General features: G+C 52.9%; 9 protein-coding genes and 4 pseudogenes. All 13 read right to left on the reverse strand.

What is annotated here, in order from left to right:
- Positions 1 to 444 precede the first annotated feature (444 nt).
- The gene (locus OYW20_RS15730) at positions 445 to 792 is read right to left on the reverse strand and encodes a DUF7716 domain-containing protein (protein WP_268796876.1); all 348 of its coding nucleotides are present in this window, start codon (positions 790 to 792) and stop codon (positions 445 to 447) included.
- Positions 792 to 998: an HNH endonuclease gene (locus tag OYW20_RS26330; protein WP_408005520.1), complete on the reverse strand. Its 207-nt coding sequence runs from the start codon at positions 996 to 998 to the stop codon at positions 792 to 794. The genes OYW20_RS15730 and OYW20_RS26330 overlap by 1 nt, the downstream gene beginning before the upstream one ends.
- Positions 975 to 5,030: pseudogene (locus OYW20_RS15735) on the reverse strand (RHS repeat-associated core domain-containing protein); the annotation flags it as partial. The pseudogene OYW20_RS15735 and the gene OYW20_RS26330, both read right to left, overlap by 24 nt.
- Before the next feature lie 307 nt (positions 5,031 to 5,337).
- Positions 5,338 to 5,823: an SMI1/KNR4 family protein gene (locus OYW20_RS15745; RefSeq protein WP_268796879.1), complete on the reverse strand. Its 486-nt coding sequence runs from the start codon at positions 5,821 to 5,823 to the stop codon at positions 5,338 to 5,340.
- 13 nt (positions 5,824 to 5,836) lie between these two features.
- Positions 5,837 to 6,154 (reverse strand): HNH endonuclease, encoded by a 318-nt coding sequence (locus tag OYW20_RS26335; RefSeq protein WP_408005521.1) that lies wholly within the window; start codon positions 6,152 to 6,154, stop codon positions 5,837 to 5,839.
- 78 nt (positions 6,155 to 6,232) lie between these two features.
- Positions 6,233 to 9,516 (reverse strand): annotated as a pseudogene (locus tag OYW20_RS15750) (RHS repeat-associated core domain-containing protein); the annotation flags it as partial.
- A gap of 20 nt (positions 9,517 to 9,536) precedes the next feature.
- Positions 9,537 to 9,995, reverse strand: coding sequence for a hypothetical protein (locus tag OYW20_RS15760; RefSeq protein ID WP_268796880.1), 459 nt, complete (start codon positions 9,993 to 9,995; stop codon positions 9,537 to 9,539).
- Positions 9,989 to 13,450, reverse strand: a pseudogene (locus tag OYW20_RS15765) (RHS repeat-associated core domain-containing protein); the annotation flags it as partial. The pseudogene OYW20_RS15765 and the gene OYW20_RS15760, both read right to left, overlap by 7 nt.
- A 267-nt stretch (positions 13,451 to 13,717) precedes the next feature.
- Positions 13,718 to 14,188 (reverse strand): SMI1/KNR4 family protein, encoded by a 471-nt coding sequence (locus tag OYW20_RS15770; protein WP_268796881.1) that lies wholly within the window; start codon positions 14,186 to 14,188, stop codon positions 13,718 to 13,720.
- 677 nt (positions 14,189 to 14,865) lie between these two features.
- On the reverse strand, positions 14,866 to 15,219 hold the full coding sequence (locus OYW20_RS15775) for a hypothetical protein (RefSeq protein ID WP_268796882.1): 354 nt from the start codon (positions 15,217 to 15,219) through the stop codon (positions 14,866 to 14,868).
- A 30-nt stretch (positions 15,220 to 15,249) separates the two neighbouring features.
- Positions 15,250 to 16,740 (reverse strand): annotated as a pseudogene (locus tag OYW20_RS15780) (RHS repeat-associated core domain-containing protein); the annotation flags it as partial.
- A gap of 284 nt (positions 16,741 to 17,024) precedes the next feature.
- Positions 17,025 to 17,333, reverse strand: a complete 309-nt coding sequence (locus OYW20_RS15785; protein WP_268796884.1) for a hypothetical protein — start codon at positions 17,331 to 17,333, stop codon at positions 17,025 to 17,027.
- A 654-nt stretch (positions 17,334 to 17,987) separates the two neighbouring features.
- Entirely contained in the window at positions 17,988 to 18,536 is a 549-nt protein-coding gene (locus OYW20_RS15790; protein ID WP_268796886.1) for a hypothetical protein, read from the reverse strand.
- Between the last annotated feature and the right edge of the window lie 25 nt (positions 18,537 to 18,561).

The following is an 18,561-nucleotide window of genomic DNA, read 5'->3' on the forward strand; positions in this document are numbered from 1 at the left end:
ATGTACTGGACCAAGGTTTCCACGGCACGGTCATCGACCACGCGTTGGCATCACAATGTAACATTCGCCCGAGCCCACAACAGCGTTCCCGATCACCGCCGATGGCACGGCATAGTAACGATGGCGATGAGGTAGTGCAGCGAGAGATGGCCCCAGCGGAAGAGGCACGAAGGCTTGACCCACATAGACTTGCTACTTTTAGACGTTAGCTAGATATAGCTTGTGCGAGATGCGGAGTTGAGGCGGATTCATAGTTGTTCTGCCAACATGTTTGGGATGCTGAGCACGCTTTAAAGAGCAGTCTCAAGGTTGATGTGAGTATGGAGATGAGCCTGCATCTTGTCTCCATACTAGTATTCCATCGCGATTTCACCCACCATAAAACTCAAAATTATAAAGCGCCGAGCCGATGGACACTTGAAAATACGTGCCAACTGACGAGAATCATTTCAAATCCAGAAAATCGTCATTCTCCATATAATAATTCAAGGCTTTAATGATCTCATCAGATGATGCATGTTGCCTTTGATGAAGTACGTTGAGCATGACATCCTTGAATTGCTCACCATAATAAAGCAAATGAAGATGATGTTTATTTATGAATTCGCTATATTGATCTTCATCGTTAATAACCTCTGGATAGTCGTCAAGATAGCAAATGATTTCAGTTTTTATTTGATCTACTTCTTCAGAAGCGTAGAGGCATAAATCATCATCAAAGTCATACCCAGAACGTATCGCCTCGATTATTTCATTAATCGAAATAGGCTCTTTTACTTTTAACGTGTCCATCAGCAGCTTCCTTTGAGTGATTTTCCGGTTTTTCCGTTCAGCTTGCCTTTTCTTCCTGGCTCACCTCCTCCCCACGTGTCCCGACCGCCTTTGCCTGTGGGGTGGTAGATCCCATGCTTCGACCCATGATCTGCCCTGTCTACGAGTTTCAAAACGCCAACATCTTCATGGTGGTGCCAAGTCAAGCCTGAAGGGCTCTTAGCCATCTTGGGGCTTTTCATCCAACTTTCCAATTGAGGATATCGACCCAACATGTCCCGCCGAAATGCTGAGTCAGTATTCATGTTTTTTATGAAGCTTTGATTGGCACGATTGAACTGAACAGAGTCACTTGAATACCGTAGATCGGAGGGCACTTTAAAGCTATCAAAAGAATGATATACATTTTGGGGTCGGACGCCCATCCAACCGACCGGATCTAGCCACGATTGAGGGTTAGGTGCATATTGATAAAGATTATCCCCACCCAAAAGCCCAATCGGATCCTGCGTTATAAACCGCCCGACCTCCGGGTCGTAATACCTGAATGTGTTGTAGTGCAGCCCGGTCTCATCGTCGAAATACTGACCCTGAAACCTTAAATTCTGCTCAACCTCGTTCAAAGCCAGCGTTTCAATGGAGCCCCACCCCTTGTACGTCGCCTGCCAGACGATTTCGCCGTCCGCGTCAGTCATTTCCAGCGGCGTGCCGATCTGATCGGTGTGGAAATAGTAAAGCTTCTGATCTTCGCCTTCGCTTTGATCGACCCGGGCAAGCGGCGCGTAGCTGCCTGGTTCGTAAATGTAGAGGCTGCTCTGTCCCGGCTGTTCTTCGCGCAGCATCCTCAGGCCCTGCCAGAGGAAGTTTTTCTGTTCGGTGTTGCCGTCTTTTTCTGCTGTCTTGCCGACCCGTCTTCCGAGGCTGTCGTAGCGATACGTACCGGCACTTTCGAGCTTGCTATTAACCAGCGTTTCAGCTTTGACGAGGCGATTTTCACAGTCGTAAACAAAAGTCTGCAGCTTGCCCAGCCCTACCCGCTTTTCAACCAGGTTGCCCCAGGCGTCGTAGGCATATTCCTGATCTCGCCAATGCTTAATGCGGTTGTCTTTGACGTGATCGAACTGACTGGTGTTGAAATTCAGCCGGTTGGCAGCCGCGTCATAACGAAACTCTTCGCTGTCGACCAATTGCCCGGTGTCACGGCTGTGGAGTTGGCCGTTGGCCTCGTACTCGTATTTGATTTCGCCGCGCAGTTTGTCGAGGGTTTTGGTCAACTCCCCGGCCGGGTCGTATTCGTGACGGCGATGGATCGGGTTGTAGGCGTGTTCCACCAGCAGTTCCGGGGTGATGCCGGGATTGTGGATTCGGGAAAGCTTTTCCGAAGGCAACGTCGATGCAAACTGCCAGCTCTTGCGGCCCATGGCGTCGTAGCCGAAACAGCTGGTGAGCTTGCCTTGGGTACGTAGCACTTCGCGGTGTAGATCGTCGCGTTCCATGTCGCTGATCAACTGACCGTCGAGGTTCAGTTGGTGCAGGTGGCCGCTGCCGTAGTACAGGTGATTCAGGTGCTGGCCTGTCGGCAACGTCAGCGTGGTGAGGTTGCTCAGCGGATCGTATTCGTAGGCCAAAGCGCCTTGGGGCGTGGTCTCTTTGGTCAGGCGGCCCAGCAGGTCGTAGGCAAAATCCAGTTTTTCTTCGGAGACGCCCAATTTCTTACCGGTGGCGGTAGGAAGTCGCTCAATGGAGAGCAGACGGTCGCCATCGTCGTAGGCGTAATCCTGCCGGGCGTCATCGTTGAGTTTGGCGAGCAGACGGCCAATCTGATCGCGCTCGAACTCCGTCGTGCGTTGTGGCCGTTCAGCACGCTCGCCGTAGCCGGTTTCTTCAACCTGAGTCAGATACCCGCCGAGGTTGTAAGCGAAGCGTCGGGTCAGGTTGTCGATGCGCTGCTCTTCGATCAAACGATCCGAGGCGTCGTAGGCAAAGCGGTAAGCAGCGTTGTTTTCGTTGACCAGCGCCGTCAGGCGAATGGCCTTGTCGTACTCGTAACTGATGCGCTGGCCCTTGGCGTCCTGTCGGCTGGCAGGCAGTCCGCGTGCAGTACGCAGCAGACGCGTGGTCTGGCCTTTGCCGTCTGTGTGCGTCAGGACTTGCCCAAGGCCGTTGTAGGTAAACGACTCAGCGGTGCCGTCAGGGTGGTCGATGCGCAGCACTTCGCCGTCGGGTTTGCGCTCAAGGGTTGTTGTCTGATTCAGGGCATCGGTGACGGCAACCAGGTGCTGGCGCTGGTCGTAACGGTAATAGGTACTTTTGCCCGAGCAGTCCTGAAAACGCTCGACCTGCGCCAGGCTGTTCCACCACAGGTATTTGGATTTGCGCGTGGCGTCGATGATGGTGTGCGGCAGGCCATCGTCGCTGTTGAGGTATTCAGTGGTGTAACCGAGGGCGTCGGTTTCGGTGATCAGGTTGCCTTTGTCGTCGTAGCGGGCTTTCCAGACGCTGCCGTCGGGGTAACTGACCTGCGTCACCAAGGTGGTCAAGTGGTGATACTTATAGGTGATCTTTCGACCAAGCGGATCGGTCTCTTCGACGAGGCGTGCGTAGTCGTCGTATTTGAGCTCGATAGTATTGCCATCGGGCAGCGTGAGACCGGTCATGTTGCCGATTTCGTCGATGTCGATAACGTAGCGTTCGCCACCGAAGTCACGACTCGCGATCACGCGATGATCAGCGTTGTAGTGAATTTCCAGTTCACGCCCGAGCACGTCGGTGGCCCAGGTGACGCGGGCCTTCACGTCATAGCGAAAATGAAAGTGCTCGCCGTCACTGGTCCAGTGCTCGACCACGCGAGGTGTGCCGGCAATGGTTTCCCAGCGATAGTTGCAGCTCAGCCCCAGCGCGTTGCTGTGGCTGATCATCACGCCTTCGGCATAGCTGAACCGGCGCATCGAATCGCCGTTTCGGTTGATGACTTCGGCGAGCTGACCGTTGTCGTCGTAGCGATACTGGACGAGGGTTTCAACGGCTTCGTTGTCGACGACGCGTTTGACGTCGGTCAGGCGCCCCAAAGGGTTGTCGTAGTGCAAATGCACCCGCACGCCGCCCGTTGCGCTGATATCTGTGAGGGTGCCCTCAGTGGTCCGGGTGAAATGCAGGTAGTGCCCGAGAGCGTTTTCCAAACGCTGCAACGGCACCGAGGTGTTGTCGTCCGGCACTTCGCCGAAGTAGAAAAACACGTTGTCCAGAGTTTGCAGCAGGTAGTGCCCGCCCTGGGTGCGGACCAGATAAATCTGCTCGTAGGGGTTGTAGATGCGCTCGCCGGGTTCAACATCGACAAAGGGCACGCTGCGGCCCTGGTTGTCGGTGAGGTACACAAAGCTGCCACTGCGGCGAAGGCTCTGCTCCCAGGGCAAGACCCAGCCTTGGCCCAGTACGCTGTCGACGGTCAGGTCGCTGGCGTAGAAGCGGGACCATTCAATCGTCATCAGGCCGGGCAGTACGAAGTCGGTTTCACCTGAGTCCAGCAGCAGTTTGCGGCCTGTTGTGAGGTCGACGGGGTTGCCGATAAAACCGCCCAAGACTTTCCCTACTGCCGGGCCAATGATGTAGGTGCCCGAGAGTTAGCTGGCGGCAACGGTAGCGCCGAAGCGCAGCGCGCACGGCCCCGCAGCCTTCAACCCTTGCGTCAGACCCAGCTTGGCGACTGATACCAACGCTTTACCCATCGACGCCACGATCATCAGCACGTCGACCACGACGCGAAGCCAACCCGGAATTTCGTCGTCGATGTGGAGGTATTGAACCGTGCCGCCCCCGATAAACACATCGTCCGAGCCGCCTGAAATCCGTGCACCACAGGTCAGCCTGTCATCCTTGCGCGCAGCCGCCACGCTGTTGATGAAGACGTTGGAGGAACCCTCGGCGACCTGAACCGGCGCCGGGTGTTTTTCGCACCGGCCCAGGCTGAGCTCCACATGCGCGGCGTCGCGGCTGTTTACGAACACATCGGTAGAGCAGCCGGGAAGCTGAATCTCCCCTGCCGGCGAGCTGAACATCTTGCCGAAATACTCCCCCAAAGCCGGCAGCGCACTTGCGAGAAGCCCCAATGCGATGGGCATGAGGAAAGCAGCGGTCCCTCCCGAGCACACAAGGGTGGCGGCATAAGCGGCAATCGCCAAACCGACGACTGCGCCTACCAAAAACCCGGCCAGTGCGCCGGTGTGTTCAATTTCGTCGTTCCATCGAGCGGCTTCGAACATGGTTATTCCTGCTCGGCAGTTTCAGCAGGTGAATCCTGGGTATGCCGGGGTTGGAAGCTGGCGAGCAGTTGCACCCAGCTTTCGGTCTGCGCGGCGCCCCTCCAAAGAATTGCTGAATTAGCTGGTTTACTTACGGCGAAGACGCCCTTCGGAGAAGACTGAGAACTATCAATCGAAGCGTTAGGTTTAGGCCTAAGCGCCGCGTCTAACCGAAATTGCTAGAGAAGTTATCTAAACTTGTTAAAGAGCGGTGATGCATTAGGATTCGCCAATCCCACGACCTGCATTGCAGCTTGGTAGTGATTCCCTAGAACTGTGGTTCTTCTTCAAGCTCTGTGATGAATTGATCAAACGATTTAGCGACCATTCTTTGAGCGGCAATTTGATTCGCAGCCATGCTTACCTCCTCACGAAACGTATCCACAGCATAAAAAACAACGGAACCATTGAGCATATCCAGACAGAAGAAGTTACCACCATCATCGACAGCGAACGGTAGAAGCGTATGTGGGATTACCTGCCGTTCACACATCAGCTTGTAGCACCCCTCAATAAATCCAGTATCGCTTGCGTTCTCCGCCCCATCAAAACAAATAGGCTTGAAGTCTGATATCTGCATCGGCTCGTATCCGTCCTCTGTAACAACCCAACTCCTGTTGGGAATGCCTCCATTAAACTTTAGGTACAGTTCAATAAATGAAGCCGGCAGTTTGAATCCAACAGCCTTTTCTAATGTGGCTATGGATGACGGTTCAATTTCTTTTTCAGGTTGCATTAGCACAAATACTTGCATGTGACCTCCAGTTTCAACAGGTTGATGCGGCAGCGCTAGGCGCCCGCCCTTTTAGCCACCCTTTAGATTGCGAAATACCGACGGCATCTTTCCCGCCATAAGAACCAGAAGGCAACCCGAAATGCTTCTCAAACTGGGCCACAGATCCTGTGTGAGGGAGAGATGCTTCATGTGCAGATCTTGTAACCAGCTGCATAGTAGATTTACCGGTTCTAGGATCGAAATCGTCAAGGTGGTGCCATGTATATTTGCCTTGCGCTTTAACATCAGCTTCCTTCAGGCCAGCCTGCTTATAAGCCTCCGTAAAATCTCTGCCGCGAGATCCTTGCATTTCGATTGTCACAATATTTTTCTGATTCCCAGACACAGGAAACAGCTCGTTCGAACCTTCGAAATTCACACTTTTAAAAGCCCAACCCCATGGATCGATCCATATATTCGGATTCGGCGCATATCGATAAAGGTTATACCCACCGGCCAAGCCGATCGGATCTTGGGTTATAAACCGCCCAACCTCCGGATCGTAGTACCGGAACGTGTTGTAGTGCAGCCCTGTTTCTCCGTCGAAGTACTGGCCTTGGAAGCGCAGGTTCTGCTCAACCTTATTAAAGGCAAACGTTTCGACCTCGCCCCATGCCTTGTAGGTCGCCTGCCAGACGATTTCGCCGTCCGCGTCAGTCATTTCCAGCGGCGTGCCGATCTGATCGGTGTGAAAGTAATAAAGCTTCTGTGCCTCCCCTTCACTTTGATCGACCCGGGCAAGCGGCGCGTAGCTGCCTGGTTCGTAAATGTACAGGCTGCTCTGTCCCGGCTGTTCTTCGCGCAGCATCCTCAGCCCCTGCCAGAGGAAGTTTTTCTGTTCGGTTTTCCCATCTTTTTCTGACGTCTTGCCGACCCTGCGGCCCAGGCTGTCGTAGCGATAAGAACCGACACTTTCGAGCTTACTGTTGACCAGAGTCTCGGCACGAACCAATCGGTTTTCGCAGTCGTAAACAAAAGTTTGCAGCTTGCCCAGCCCTACCCGCTTTTCAACCAGGTTGCCCCAGGCGTCGTAGGTATATTCCTGATCTCGCCACTGCTTGATGCGGTTGTCTTTGACGTGGTCAAACTGGCTGGTGTTGAAGTTCAGCCGATTGGCCGCCGCGTCATAGCGAAACTCTTCGCTGTCGACCAATTGCCCAGTATCACGGCTGTGGAGTTGGCCGTTGGCTTCGTATTCGTATTTGATTTCGCCGCGCAGCTTGTCGAGGGTTTTGGTCAGTTCCCCGGCCGGGTCATATTCGTGGCGGCGATGGATCGGGTTGTAGGCGTGCTCGACCAGCAGTTCAGGTGTGATGCCTGGGTTGTGAATGCGCGAGAGCTTTTCCGCAGGCAGCGACGATGCAAACTGCCAGCTCTTGCGACCCATGGCGTCATAACCAAAACAGCTGGTCAATTTGCCTTGGGTACGTAGCACTTCGCGGTGCAGGTCGTCGCGTTCCATGTCGCTGATCAACTGACCGTCGAGGTTCAGTTGGTGCAGATGGGCGCTCCCGTAGTACAGATGATTGAGGTGCTGGCCAGTCGGCAACGTCAGCGTCGTGAGGTTGCTTAGCGGATCGTATTCGTAGGCCAACGCGCCTTGGGGCGTAGTTTCTTTGGTCAGGCGGCCCAAAAGGTCGTAGGCAAAATCCAGTTTCTCTGCCGTCACACCCAGCTGTTTGCCGATGCTGGAAGGCAGACGCTCGATGCTGAGCAGCCGATCTGCCTCGTCGTACTCGTAATCCTGACGGGCGTCGCTGTTAACTTTTGCAACCAGGCGACCAATCTGATCCCGCTCAAATTCCGTCGTGCGTTGTGGCCGTTCAGCCCGCTCGCCGTAGCCGGTTTCTTCAACCTGAGTCAGATACCCGCCGAGGTTGTAAGCGAAGCGTCGGGTCAGGTTGTCGATGCGCTGCTCTTCGATCAAACGATCCGAGGCGTCGTAGGCAAAGCGGTAAGCAGCGTTGTTTTCGTTGACCAGCGCCGTCAGGCGAATGGCCTTGTCGTACTCGTAACTGATGCGCTGGCCCTTGGCGTCCTGTCGGCTGGCAGGCAGTCCGCGTGCAGTACGCAGCAGACGCGTGGTCTGGCCTTTGCCGTCTGTGTGCGTCAGGACTTGCCCAAGGCCGTTGTAGGTAAACGACTCAGCGGTGCCGTCAGGGTGGTCGATGCGCAGCACTTCGCCGTCGGGTTTGCGCTCAAGGGTTGTTGTCTGATTCAGGGCATCGGTGACGGCAACCAGGTGCTGGCGCTGGTCGTAACGGTAATAGGTACTTTTGCCCGAGCAGTCCTGAAAACGCTCGACCTGCGCCAGGCTGTTCCACCACAGGTATTTGGATTTGCGCGTGGCGTCGATGATGGTGTGCGGCAGGCCATCGTCGCTGTTGAGGTATTCAGTGGTGTAACCGAGGGCGTCGGTTTCGGTGATCAGGTTGCCTTTGTCGTCGTAGCGGGCTTTCCAGACGCTGCCGTCGGGGTAACTGACCTGCGTCACCAAGGTGGTCAAGTGGTGATACTTATAGGTGATCTTTCGACCAAGCGGATCGGTCTCTTCGACGAGGCGTGCGTAGTCGTCGTATTTGAGCTCGATAGTATTGCCATCGGGCAGCGTGAGACCGGTCATGTTGCCGATTTCGTCGATGTCGATAACGTAGCGTTCGCCACCGAAGTCACGACTCGCGATCACGCGATGATCAGCGTTGTAGTGAATTTCCAGTTCACGCCCGAGCACGTCGGTGGCCCAGGTGACGCGGGCCTTCACGTCATAGCGAAAATGAAAGTGCTCGCCGTCACTGGTCCAGTGCTCGACCACGCGAGGTGTGCCGGCAATGGTTTCCCAGCGATAGTTGCAGCTCAGCCCCAGCGCGTTGCTGTGGCTGATCATCACGCCTTCGGCATAGCTGAACCGGCGCATCGAATCGCCGTTTCGGTTGATGACTTCGGCGAGCTGACCGTTGTCGTCGTAGCGATACTGGACGAGGGTTTCAACGGCTTCGTTGTCGACGACGCGTTTGACGTCGGTCAGGCGCCCCAAAGGGTTGTCGTAGTGCAAATGCACCCGCACGCCGCCCGTTGCGCTGATATCTGTGAGGGTGCCCTCAGTGGTCCGGGTGAAATGCAGGTAGTGGCCGAGGGCGTTTTCGATGCGTTGCAGCGGGACTTCAGCATTGTCGTCGGGGACTTCGCCGAAGTAGAAGAAGATGTTGTCGAGGGTTTGTAGGAGGTAGTGACCGCCGGGCGATCGGACCAGATAAATCTGTTCGTAGGGGTTGTAGATACTTTCGCCGGGCTCGATGTCGACAAAGGGCACGCTGCGGCCCTGGTTGTCGGTGAGGTAAACAAAGCTGCCGCTTCTGCGCAGGCTTTGTTCCCAGGCAGCACCCAGCCTCGGCCCAGAACGCTTTCAACCGCAAGATTGCTAGCATAGAAAAGGGACCACTCAATCGGCATCAGGCCCGGCAAGCTGAAGTCGGTTTCATCGGGAATGACCTCGCGTCCGGTGGTCAGGTCAACTGGATTACCGGTCAGCCTCCCGATAGCACCTTCGATGGCCGGGCCGAAGACGTAGCGACTGGCAACGTCGCCCGCAACGAAGCCTGCGGTGAGTTTCATGACGCACGGCATGATGGCTTTCATGCCCGTCTAGCTGCCGGCCTTGATTAGTCGGGGGATAACTTTTCTCGCAGTGACAACTATAGGAAAGTGGAGCCGGCCTCATCTTCATCTTGTTGAATCATTTTTACGACTAGCTCCCAATCCTCCCCCCCGATAAAATTCCTTCCAAAAAAGACATACGTCATGACTCCACCATAATAATCATCCCCTCCAGCCTCGACAGAGAACTGTCGTACAAATGACATTGGCACACCATTTAAATATCGCCAACTTGGTGCGTGGAGCCAACGAGGGCGTTGCCCGTAACTAGTGAACTTACCCTCTAGCTCATCTGCAACCCAAGCTTTTGCTGACTTGGGCGTTGCCGAAATCCAAGTCAAATCCGGCTGCGGCAAATTTAAACCAATATATTTTTCATACAGCGCTTTTACAAACGGCTCAGCTTCCTCATGACTGACCCCGGCATTAAATTTTTTCGATGCAATCTCGATGACTACTGAACTAAATAAAATATAGCTCTTATCCACATCTACCATGAGTTCACTCCCTTAATCACTTCCAACAATTCGGAACCTGCGTGCCTAAACTTGTCCACATCAGCATGCTGCCAGCGATCAAGCTCAGTTAGGTTGGAACTGCTATGTACGCCTTCGCCGCCAACACGTTGTGGAACGTCCGTGTGATGCAGTTCATAGGGTAAGTCCTTAACACTTACCTTCCCTGTCTTAAGGTTTCTTATTTTTGCAGTTATGTTCGGCGGCTGCCCCCCGGCCATTGTTGCTAGATTTCGCGGAGAATAGATGGAAACGGGCTTACTCATTTCTTCAGTTGCCGTATTTTTCCAGTAATTTTTCCGTGCAGTTGACCAGCATTCCCACCCCCAAGGGTCGATCCAACCTGTCGGGCTCGGGACATATTTATAGAGATTCATCCCCCCATCCAACCCAATCGGATCCTGCGTGATAAAACGCCCTACCTGCGGATCGTAATACCGAAACGTGTTGTAGTGCAGTCCCGTCTCGTCGTCGAAATACTGCCCTTGGAATCGCAGATTTTGTTCTACGTTACTGACGGTCAACGCTTCAACCTCGCCCCACGCCTTGTACGTCGCCTGCCAGACGATTTCGCCGTCGGCGTCAGTCATTTCCAGCGGCGTGCCGATCTGATCGGTGTGAAAGTAATAAAGCTTCTGTGCCTCCCCTTCACTTTGATCGACCCGGGCAAGCGGCGCGTAGCTGCCTGGTTCGTAAATGTACAGGCTGCTCTGTCCCGGCTGTTCTTCGCGCAGCATCCTCAGCCCCTGCCAGAGGAAGTTTTCTGTTCGGTTTTCCCATCTTTTTCTGACGTCTTGCCGACCCTGCGGCCCAGGCTGTCGTAGCGATAAGAACCGACACTTTCGAGCTTACTGTTGACCAGAGTCTCGGCACGAACCAATCGGTTTTCGCAGTCGTAAACAAAAGTTTGCAGCTTGCCCAGCCCTACCCGCTTTTCAACCAGGTTGCCCCAGGCGTCGTAGGTATATTCCTGATCTCGCCACTGCTTGATGCGGTTGTCTTTGACGTGGTCAAACTGGCTAGTGTTGAAGTTCAGCCGGTTGGCCGCCGCGTCATAACGAAACTCTTCGCTGTCGACCAATTGCCCAGTATCACGGCTGTGGAGTTGGCCGTTGGCTTCGTATTCGTATTTGATTTCGCCGCGCAGTTTGTCGAGGGTTTTGGTCAACTCCCCGGCCGGGTCGTATTCGTGACGGCGATGGATCGGGTTGTAGGCGTGCTCGACCAGCAGTTCAGGTGTGATGCCTGGGTTGTGAATGCGCGAGAGCTTTTCCGCAGGCAACGACGATGCAAACTGCCAGCTCTTGCGACCCATGGCGTCATAACCAAAACAGCTGGTCAATTTGCCTTGGGTACGTAGCACTTCGCGGTGCAGGTCGTCGCGCTCCATGTCGCTGATCAACTGACCGTCAAGGTTCAGTTGGTGCAGGTGGCCGCTGCCGTAGTACAGGTGATTCAGGTGCTGGCCAGTCGGCAACGTCAACGTGGTCAGGTTGCTCAGCGGATCGTATTCGTAGGCCAAAGCGCCTTGGGGCGTGGTCTCTTTGGTCAGGCGGCCCAGCAGGTCGTAGGCGAAATCCAGTTTCTCTGCCGCCACACCCAGCTGTTTGCCGATGCTGGAAGGCAGACGCTCGATGCTGAGCAGCCGATCTGCCTCGTCGTAGGCGTAATCCTGACGGGCGTCGCTGTTAACTTTCGCCACCAGGCGACCAATCTGATCGCGCTCAAATTCCGTCGTGCGTTGTGGCCGTTCAGCACGTTCGCCGTAGCCGGTTTCTTCAGCCTGAGTCAGATACCCGCCGACGTTGTAGGCGAAACGTCGGGTCAGGTTGTCGATGCGTTGTTCTTCGATCAAACGATCCGAGGCGTCGTAGGCAAATCGGTAAGCAGCGTTGTTTTCGTTGACCAGCGCGGTTAGGCGAATCGCCTTGTCGTACTCGTAGCTGATGCGCTGGCCCTTGGCGTCCTGTCGGCTGGCAGGCAGTCCGCGTGCAGTACGCAGCAGACGCGTGGTCTGGCCTTTGCCGTCTGTGTGCGTCAGGACTTGCCCAAGGGCGTTGTAGGTAAACGACTCGGCGGTGCCGTCCGGGTGCTCGATGCGCAACACTTCGCCGTCGGGTTTGCGCTCAAGGGTTGTGGTCTGATCCAGCGCATCGGTCACGGCAACCAGGTGCTGGCGCTGGTCGTAACGGTAATAGGTACTTTTGCCCGAGCAGTCTTGAAAACGCTCGACCTGCGCCAGGGTGTTCCACCACAGGTATTTGGATTTGCGCGTGGCGTCGATGATGGTGTGAGGCAGGCCATCGTCGCTGTTGAGGTATTCGGTGGTGTGGCCGAGGGCGTCGGTTTCGGTGATCAGGTTGCCTTTGTCGTCGTAGCGGGCTTTCCAGACGCTGCCGTCGGGGTAACTGACCTGCGTCACCAAGGTGGTCAAGTGGTGATACTGATAGGTGATCTTTCGACCGAGCGGGTCGGTTTCTTCGACGAGGCGTGCGTAATCGTCGTATTTGAGCTCGACAGTATTGCCATCGGGCAGCGTGAGACCGGTCATGTTGCCGGTTTCATCGATGTCGATAACGTAGCGCTCGCCACCGAAGTCACGGCTCGCGATCACGCGATGATCAGCGTTGTAGTGAATTTCCAGTTCACGCCCGAGCACATCGGTGGCCCAGGTGACGCGGGCCTTCACGTCATAGCGAAAATGAAAGTGCTCGCCGTCACTGGTCCAGTGCTCGACCACACGGGGCTGACCGTCGATGGTTTCCCAACGGTAATTGCAGCTCAGGCCCAGCGCGTTGCTGTGGCTGACCATCACGCCTTCGGCGTAGCTGAACCGGCGCATGGAATCGCCATTGCGATTGATCACTTCGATGAGCTGACCGTTGTCGTCGTAGCGGTACTGGACGAGGGTTTCAACGGCTTCGTTGTCGACGACGCGTTTGACGTCGGTCAGACGTCCCAAAGGGTTGTCGTAATGCAAATGCACCCGCACGCCGCCCGGGGCGCTGATGTCGGTAAGCGTACCGTCGGCCGTTCGGGTGAAATGCAGGTAATGCCCGAGGGCGTTTTCCAGACGTTGCAAGGGCGCCGGCGTGTTGTCGTCCGGCACTTCGCCGAAGTAGAAGAAGGTGTTATCGAGGGTTTGCAGGAGGTAGTGACCGCCGGGCGATCGGACCAGATAAATCTGTTCGTAGGGGTTGTAGATACTTTCGCCGGGCTCGATGTCGACAAAGGGCACGCTGCGGCCCTGGTTGTCGGTGAGGTACACAAAGCTGCCGCTTCTGCGCAGGCTTTGTTCCCAGGGCAGCACCCAGCCTCGGCCCAGAACGCTTTCAACGGCAAGATCGCTGGCATAAAAGCGAGACCATATGATTTTTGCCTGAGTCCAGCAGTACCTTGCGGACTGTTGCGAGATCGACGGGACTGCCGACCAGCCCCAAGGACTGCCCCGAGGGCCAGTGACGAAGCTGGGTGCGAGATAGCTGCCTACGTTTGAAATGGCCGCATCTTGGCATCCGGTGAGTGGCTATCTGAAATCTAAGCGCACCGACGCTGTGCCTAACTAGTCGGTCCGCTTAGGCGCAATAATCGACTTTTGGTAATACCCCTTGAACCGCCGCTACCCCAACCTGGCGTTAGGGCTCTTCGATGACATGTTCCAAGTAGCACAAAGATAATGCCGGCGGTAAGCGTATTCCGAATAATTAAAGCTCCGCTATTGAGGTGCGAACAGTGTCGCAGAAAAACGCTTCAAAACTTTCGTACATAACTTCTTTGGCACCATCTCGCTTAAAAGACAGCTCCGTCAATACTACTACCGCCTCGCCCGACGGGCTAAGCTGAGAAGTATCGATAGAGAATAAGGGACCGTACCCCGATGCCTTGACTACGATCATTTTTGAATCCGCGTCTCCCGCATCTCGAGCATCCTTTGTTGCAAAAAACACGCAGGGGACCTCCGCGGCTGTGAGCCCGTTTTTAGTAATACCATAATATGTGCTACCACCAAAAGATAACGTACCAAATTTTTTAAGGAACAGCCTATCAGAGGGAGGAAACTCAACCCCTAACGTTTTTTCAAACTCAGCTATAATTTCATCGCTCGCGCCTCCGGCAAATGCAGGCTCATCACTGCTCAAATTCATTTCGTTTTCAATAACATCGATATAAGTCATGATCACCTCTCAAAAATCTAAAGACCGCTCTTTCCAATAGGTGTTTTTTCAAGTATTAAAAGGACCGCGACTCATACTTTGCGGCGCGCTGTTATGAACTCGCCGCAGACCGTCAGGCCCTAACCAACTTTTGTCCCAATGGTAAGTGGTGCACTTTCCAGAACAGCCCTGAAACTTCTCGAACTGTGCGTGGATGTTCCACCAGATGAATTTCGACTTGTGGTTGGCATCGATGATGGTGTGTACCAAAGCATCATCCCTGTCGAAATACTCGGTGCGCGGGTCTAGCGCATCGTATTCCTCAATCAGGTTGCTCTTGTTGTCGTAATGGCCTTTCCAGGTACTCCGTCGGGCTAGTTGACCTGTTTGACCAGCGAGGTCAGATCTAGAGTAGATCCTAAGTCACTCTTAGATTTTTTCCACTGAAAGCCACGCATCGACGGCACACTAAATCTGACGCCATTCAACATCCCCAGTTCAAATAGAGCGAATGAGAAAATGTCGGCGCCCATTACTCATCACCAAGCGAAATAAACGCTATCTTGTAGATGCCAACCAGCCCCCTGGCGCCGTCGGCCGACATCAGAATGTCGACGTTGTAGCGCAATCAATTTGATACCAGATCGTTGACCAGTAATTGGTAGGTGTAGTACCGTTCATGTTGCTAGCGCTAATATCTACAGCCCATAAATACCATCAGCTTCTTTATTCATAGTTAACGACCCTAAAGCTCCCAAATCTAAGCTATAGACTTCACTCCCTCCTTTTAAACTTAAAAAATATCCTAAATCTCCATCTTGACCGATAAGAAAATAGTCAGACTCATATACCTGCACTTCATACGTTGCATTTCTTTCAAGCAACTCTGCACAACCATAAATATATACTTGCCCCCCTGACACAAGCTTCAGCTCATAAACATCATCCCCTTGTACCACTTCAGAAGAGAACTTTTTATAATCTTCAGAAAGCTTACCCCCAAGACTAACCTCAATTTCTTTGAGTTTTTCCCGCACCTGACTTTCATTCATATTTAAAGCCCTCATTCGCGAGTTAACAAATTAGATATCAAAAAATGGATTTTCCATATTTTTCGTTCTAAGCCCATCAAAATATTTATATGCGTCCCCCAGTGCTTTTCTCGCTTGCGATGTGGGCACACCCGAATCAAGCATCTCCTTATAACTTGTATTAAACTCTTGCTTCAGTGTGTTATCCCACCCCCCTGCTGCTGCTCTTCTGGTTCGTTGAGCGGCACTGATTGCAGCATGGGGACTGCCAGACTTGGACTGCAGGAGCGTTGCCGGAGCAGAGTTACGCTGATATCCGTCAATTCTTTGTTTTGCCCATGCGTCCTGAATTGGGTGGTGGCTTTGGACCACACCATCAGCTTTGCTCGGAGAGTGTCCCGCCGCCCTATTGACCCCCGGTGATAGGTTTCCATGTGGATCTACGGCACCAGTTTTATATCCACCAGGTGCATTGCAGGGACTAAGTCCCAATGGGTCAACCCAGATAATCGTAGAGCGAGCATACTGATACAGATTAGACCCGCCGAATAACCCAATCGGATCCTGCGTTGTAAACCGTCCCACCTCCGGGTCGTAATACCTGAATGTGTTGTAGTGCAGCCCGGTCTCATCGTCGAAATACTGACCCTGAAACCTTAAATTCTGCTCAACCTCGTTCAAAGCCAGCGTTTCAATGGAGCCCCACCCCTTGTACGTCGCCTGCCAGACGATTTCGCCGTCCGCGTCAGTCATTTCCAGCGGCGTGCCGATCTGATCGGTGTGGAAATAGTAAAGCTTCTGATCTTCGCCTTCGCTTTGATCGACCCGGGCAAGCGGCGCGTAGCTGCCTGGTTCGTAAATGTAGAGGCTGCTCTGTCCCGGCTGTTCTTCGCGCAGCATCCTCAGGCCCTGCCAGAGGAAGTTTTTCTGTTCGGTGTTGCCGTCTTTTTCTGCTGTCTTGCCGACCCGTCTTCCGAGGCTGTCGTAGCGATACGTACCGGCACTTTCGAGCTTGCTATTAACCAGCGTTTCAGCTTTGACGAGGCGATTTTCGCAGTCGTAAACAAAAGTTTGCAGCTTGCCCAGCCCTACCCGCTTTTCAACCAGGTTGCCCCGGGCGTCGTAGGTATATTCCTGATCTCGCCAATGCTTGATGCGGTTGTCTTTGACGTGATCAAACTGGCTGGTGTTGAAGTTCAGCCGGTTGGCCGCCGCGTCATAACGAAACTCTTCGCTGTCGACCAATTGCCCGGTGTCACGGCTGTGGAGTTGGCCGTTGGCCTCGTACTCGTACTTGATTTCGCCGCGCAGTTTGTCGAGGGTTTTGGTCAGTTCCCCGGCCGGGTCGTATTCGTGACGGCGATGGATCGGGTTGTACGCGTGCTCGACCAGCAGTTCAGGTGTGATGCCGGGGTTGTGAATGCGAGAAAGCTTTTCCGCAGGCAACGACGATACAAACTGCCAGCTCTTGCGGCCCATGGCGTCGTAGCCGAAACAGCTGGTGAGCTTGCCTTGGGTACGTAGCACTTCGCGGTGCAGATCAATGCAGGTGGTGCCTGAGAGAGTTTTCGATGCGCTGCAGCGGGACTTCAGCGTTGTCGTCAGGAATTTCACCGGAGTAGAAGAAGATGTTGTTGAGAGTTTGCTGAAGAAGTAAATAAACCGCGAATCGGATTTAGCCTGTGAACGCAACGCAAAATTAACCAATCGCGGAATTAGGGATAAAAATTACTGAGACAGAGCCGGGAGTCACTACGTCTTATAAATTATTAAAGAGCCAACTATTCAAGCCTACTACGAATCTAAATTAATAATCAGAATTCAGCCTACCAATCGCCACGCCACTCTTCGGCAAACTCACTCTCCCTAGACAGTCCAACTACCTCACCCAGCCCATATAAAACTTCCAATAGAGACTCTCGCTCCACCGTCTCAATGTATTCCTCGAAGCGATTTATGCTAATGATACAATTTTTAAAAACAGGCAGCGTACCTTTACCCAAACTTGTAAACGGCAAATTTTCGAGATTCCGCACCAGATCAGACATCACTGGCTTAACTTTTTCCAAAAACTCCTCATGCCCATCTAAAAAATCGAGCTGCTGGTGTAATGCAGCCACATCTACAACGGCCATAAATACTCCTTGAAATTCTTCAGCGTGAAGGTCTCGGCGGTTTAATGCCAGAGAATACATATACTTTAGATTCGTCCCAGCTCACACCAGTGTCATGATAAAACTTTAATCTATTTAAAATCCTTTCAGAATTTCCAGCCATACCACACGATTCATAGTCATAAATCAACTGTAAAGTCTCCTCAGTCGTTAGCGAGGGCTTAACTATCTCGGCACCAATGTTAGTATAATCGTCAATAAGATCAATCAAATTAGCCTCAGTGTGGCCTGGCGACCCAAAAACTGGACAGGATCATAATCAAAACGTGCAGTATTGGAATATCTATAATCCAATACATCTTGAGTTGCATGCCCTAGGCCTGGCTGACTCGCACATCCAATACGAGGTCAGAATATAGAACCTTTGAATATGAAATATTTTCGACTTAGACTTAGTTATCGGCACTAATATGCCCTTCACGTCATTTATTTTGGCGACACTATAAAATATTGCCTGCCCACTAGGCATATTCCCCCCTGAGAGAAATAGCCAGGTCGTCCACAAGTTTATTTTTAGGTACAGGGGAAGACTCTTATGTCGCTCCAGCCCCAAGGGTCTCGGGGCTGCCATTGCCAGAGAACTCATCCATATTAATAGTCTCCTCGAAACATATCTCAGTTACCAGGAAACCCGGATGGCCTGCTCAGAGATGGATATATAAATTTTTTTTCTTCATCCCAGTTTACTCCCGTTTCGTGGAAAAACTTTAGCCTGGCCAAAAGCTTTTCGGGATCACCAATAACACCACAAAACTCATGCGTCTCTATCGTTTCAAGATCTTTATCAACTGACAGATTCGCTTTTAGAAGACGAGCACCTACACTGGAGTAGCCATCAGTCAACTCTATCAAATTTGCAGTATAAGTATTTTCTGCAAGCCACTCGAACGATAACATTTCTTTTATTATAGGCTTGGTGTTTATCCGAACTTCGAGCTTTTCCAAAAATCTAAAAAAAATTGACCTTAGTCGCTTTTCAGCAACAAAAATACAAAAAATCAATTTACTCTTACTCAGATCCACATCCTCCCAATTATCATTTTTTCTAAACACGTCGAAAAACTCCATTAGGCCGTTTTTCCTCATTTGGGCCAATGTAAAAACGCCTTCACAAATCTTGACAACTACGACGCCATCCTCTGTCCACTTGACGCTTTTCAACATGACGCTGCTCCTGTTTTAAACTTTG

It is taken from the genome of Pseudomonas sp. BSw22131, from assembly GCF_026810445.1.
In the GTDB taxonomy this organism is placed as follows: domain Bacteria; phylum Pseudomonadota; class Gammaproteobacteria; order Pseudomonadales; family Pseudomonadaceae; genus Aquipseudomonas; species Aquipseudomonas huanghezhanensis.

Coding starts and splice junctions, on each gene's coding strand:
- OYW20_RS26335 (WP_408005521.1), bottom strand. CDS start 6,154: ATGCAAGGATCTCGCGGCAGAGATTTTACGGAGGCTTATAAGCAGGCT.
- OYW20_RS15790 (WP_268796886.1), bottom strand. CDS start 18,536: ATGTTGAAAAGCGTCAAGTGGACAGAGGATGGCGTCGTAGTTGTCAAG.
- OYW20_RS15785 (WP_268796884.1), bottom strand. CDS start 17,333: ATGGCCGTTGTAGATGTGGCTGCATTACACCAGCAGCTCGATTTTTTA.
- OYW20_RS26330 (WP_408005520.1), bottom strand. CDS start 998: ATGGCTAAGAGCCCTTCAGGCTTGACTTGGCACCACCATGAAGATGTT.
- OYW20_RS15760 (WP_268796880.1), bottom strand. CDS start 9,995: ATGGTAGATGTGGATAAGAGCTATATTTTATTTAGTTCAGTAGTCATC.
- OYW20_RS15770 (WP_268796881.1), bottom strand. CDS start 14,188: ATGACTTATATCGATGTTATTGAAAACGAAATGAATTTGAGCAGTGAT.
- OYW20_RS15730 (WP_268796876.1), bottom strand. CDS start 792: ATGGACACGTTAAAAGTAAAAGAGCCTATTTCGATTAATGAAATAATC.
- OYW20_RS15775 (WP_268796882.1), bottom strand. CDS start 15,219: ATGAATGAAAGTCAGGTGCGGGAAAAACTCAAAGAAATTGAGGTTAGT.
- OYW20_RS15745 (WP_268796879.1), bottom strand. CDS start 5,823: ATGCAAGTATTTGTGCTAATGCAACCTGAAAAAGAAATTGAACCGTCA.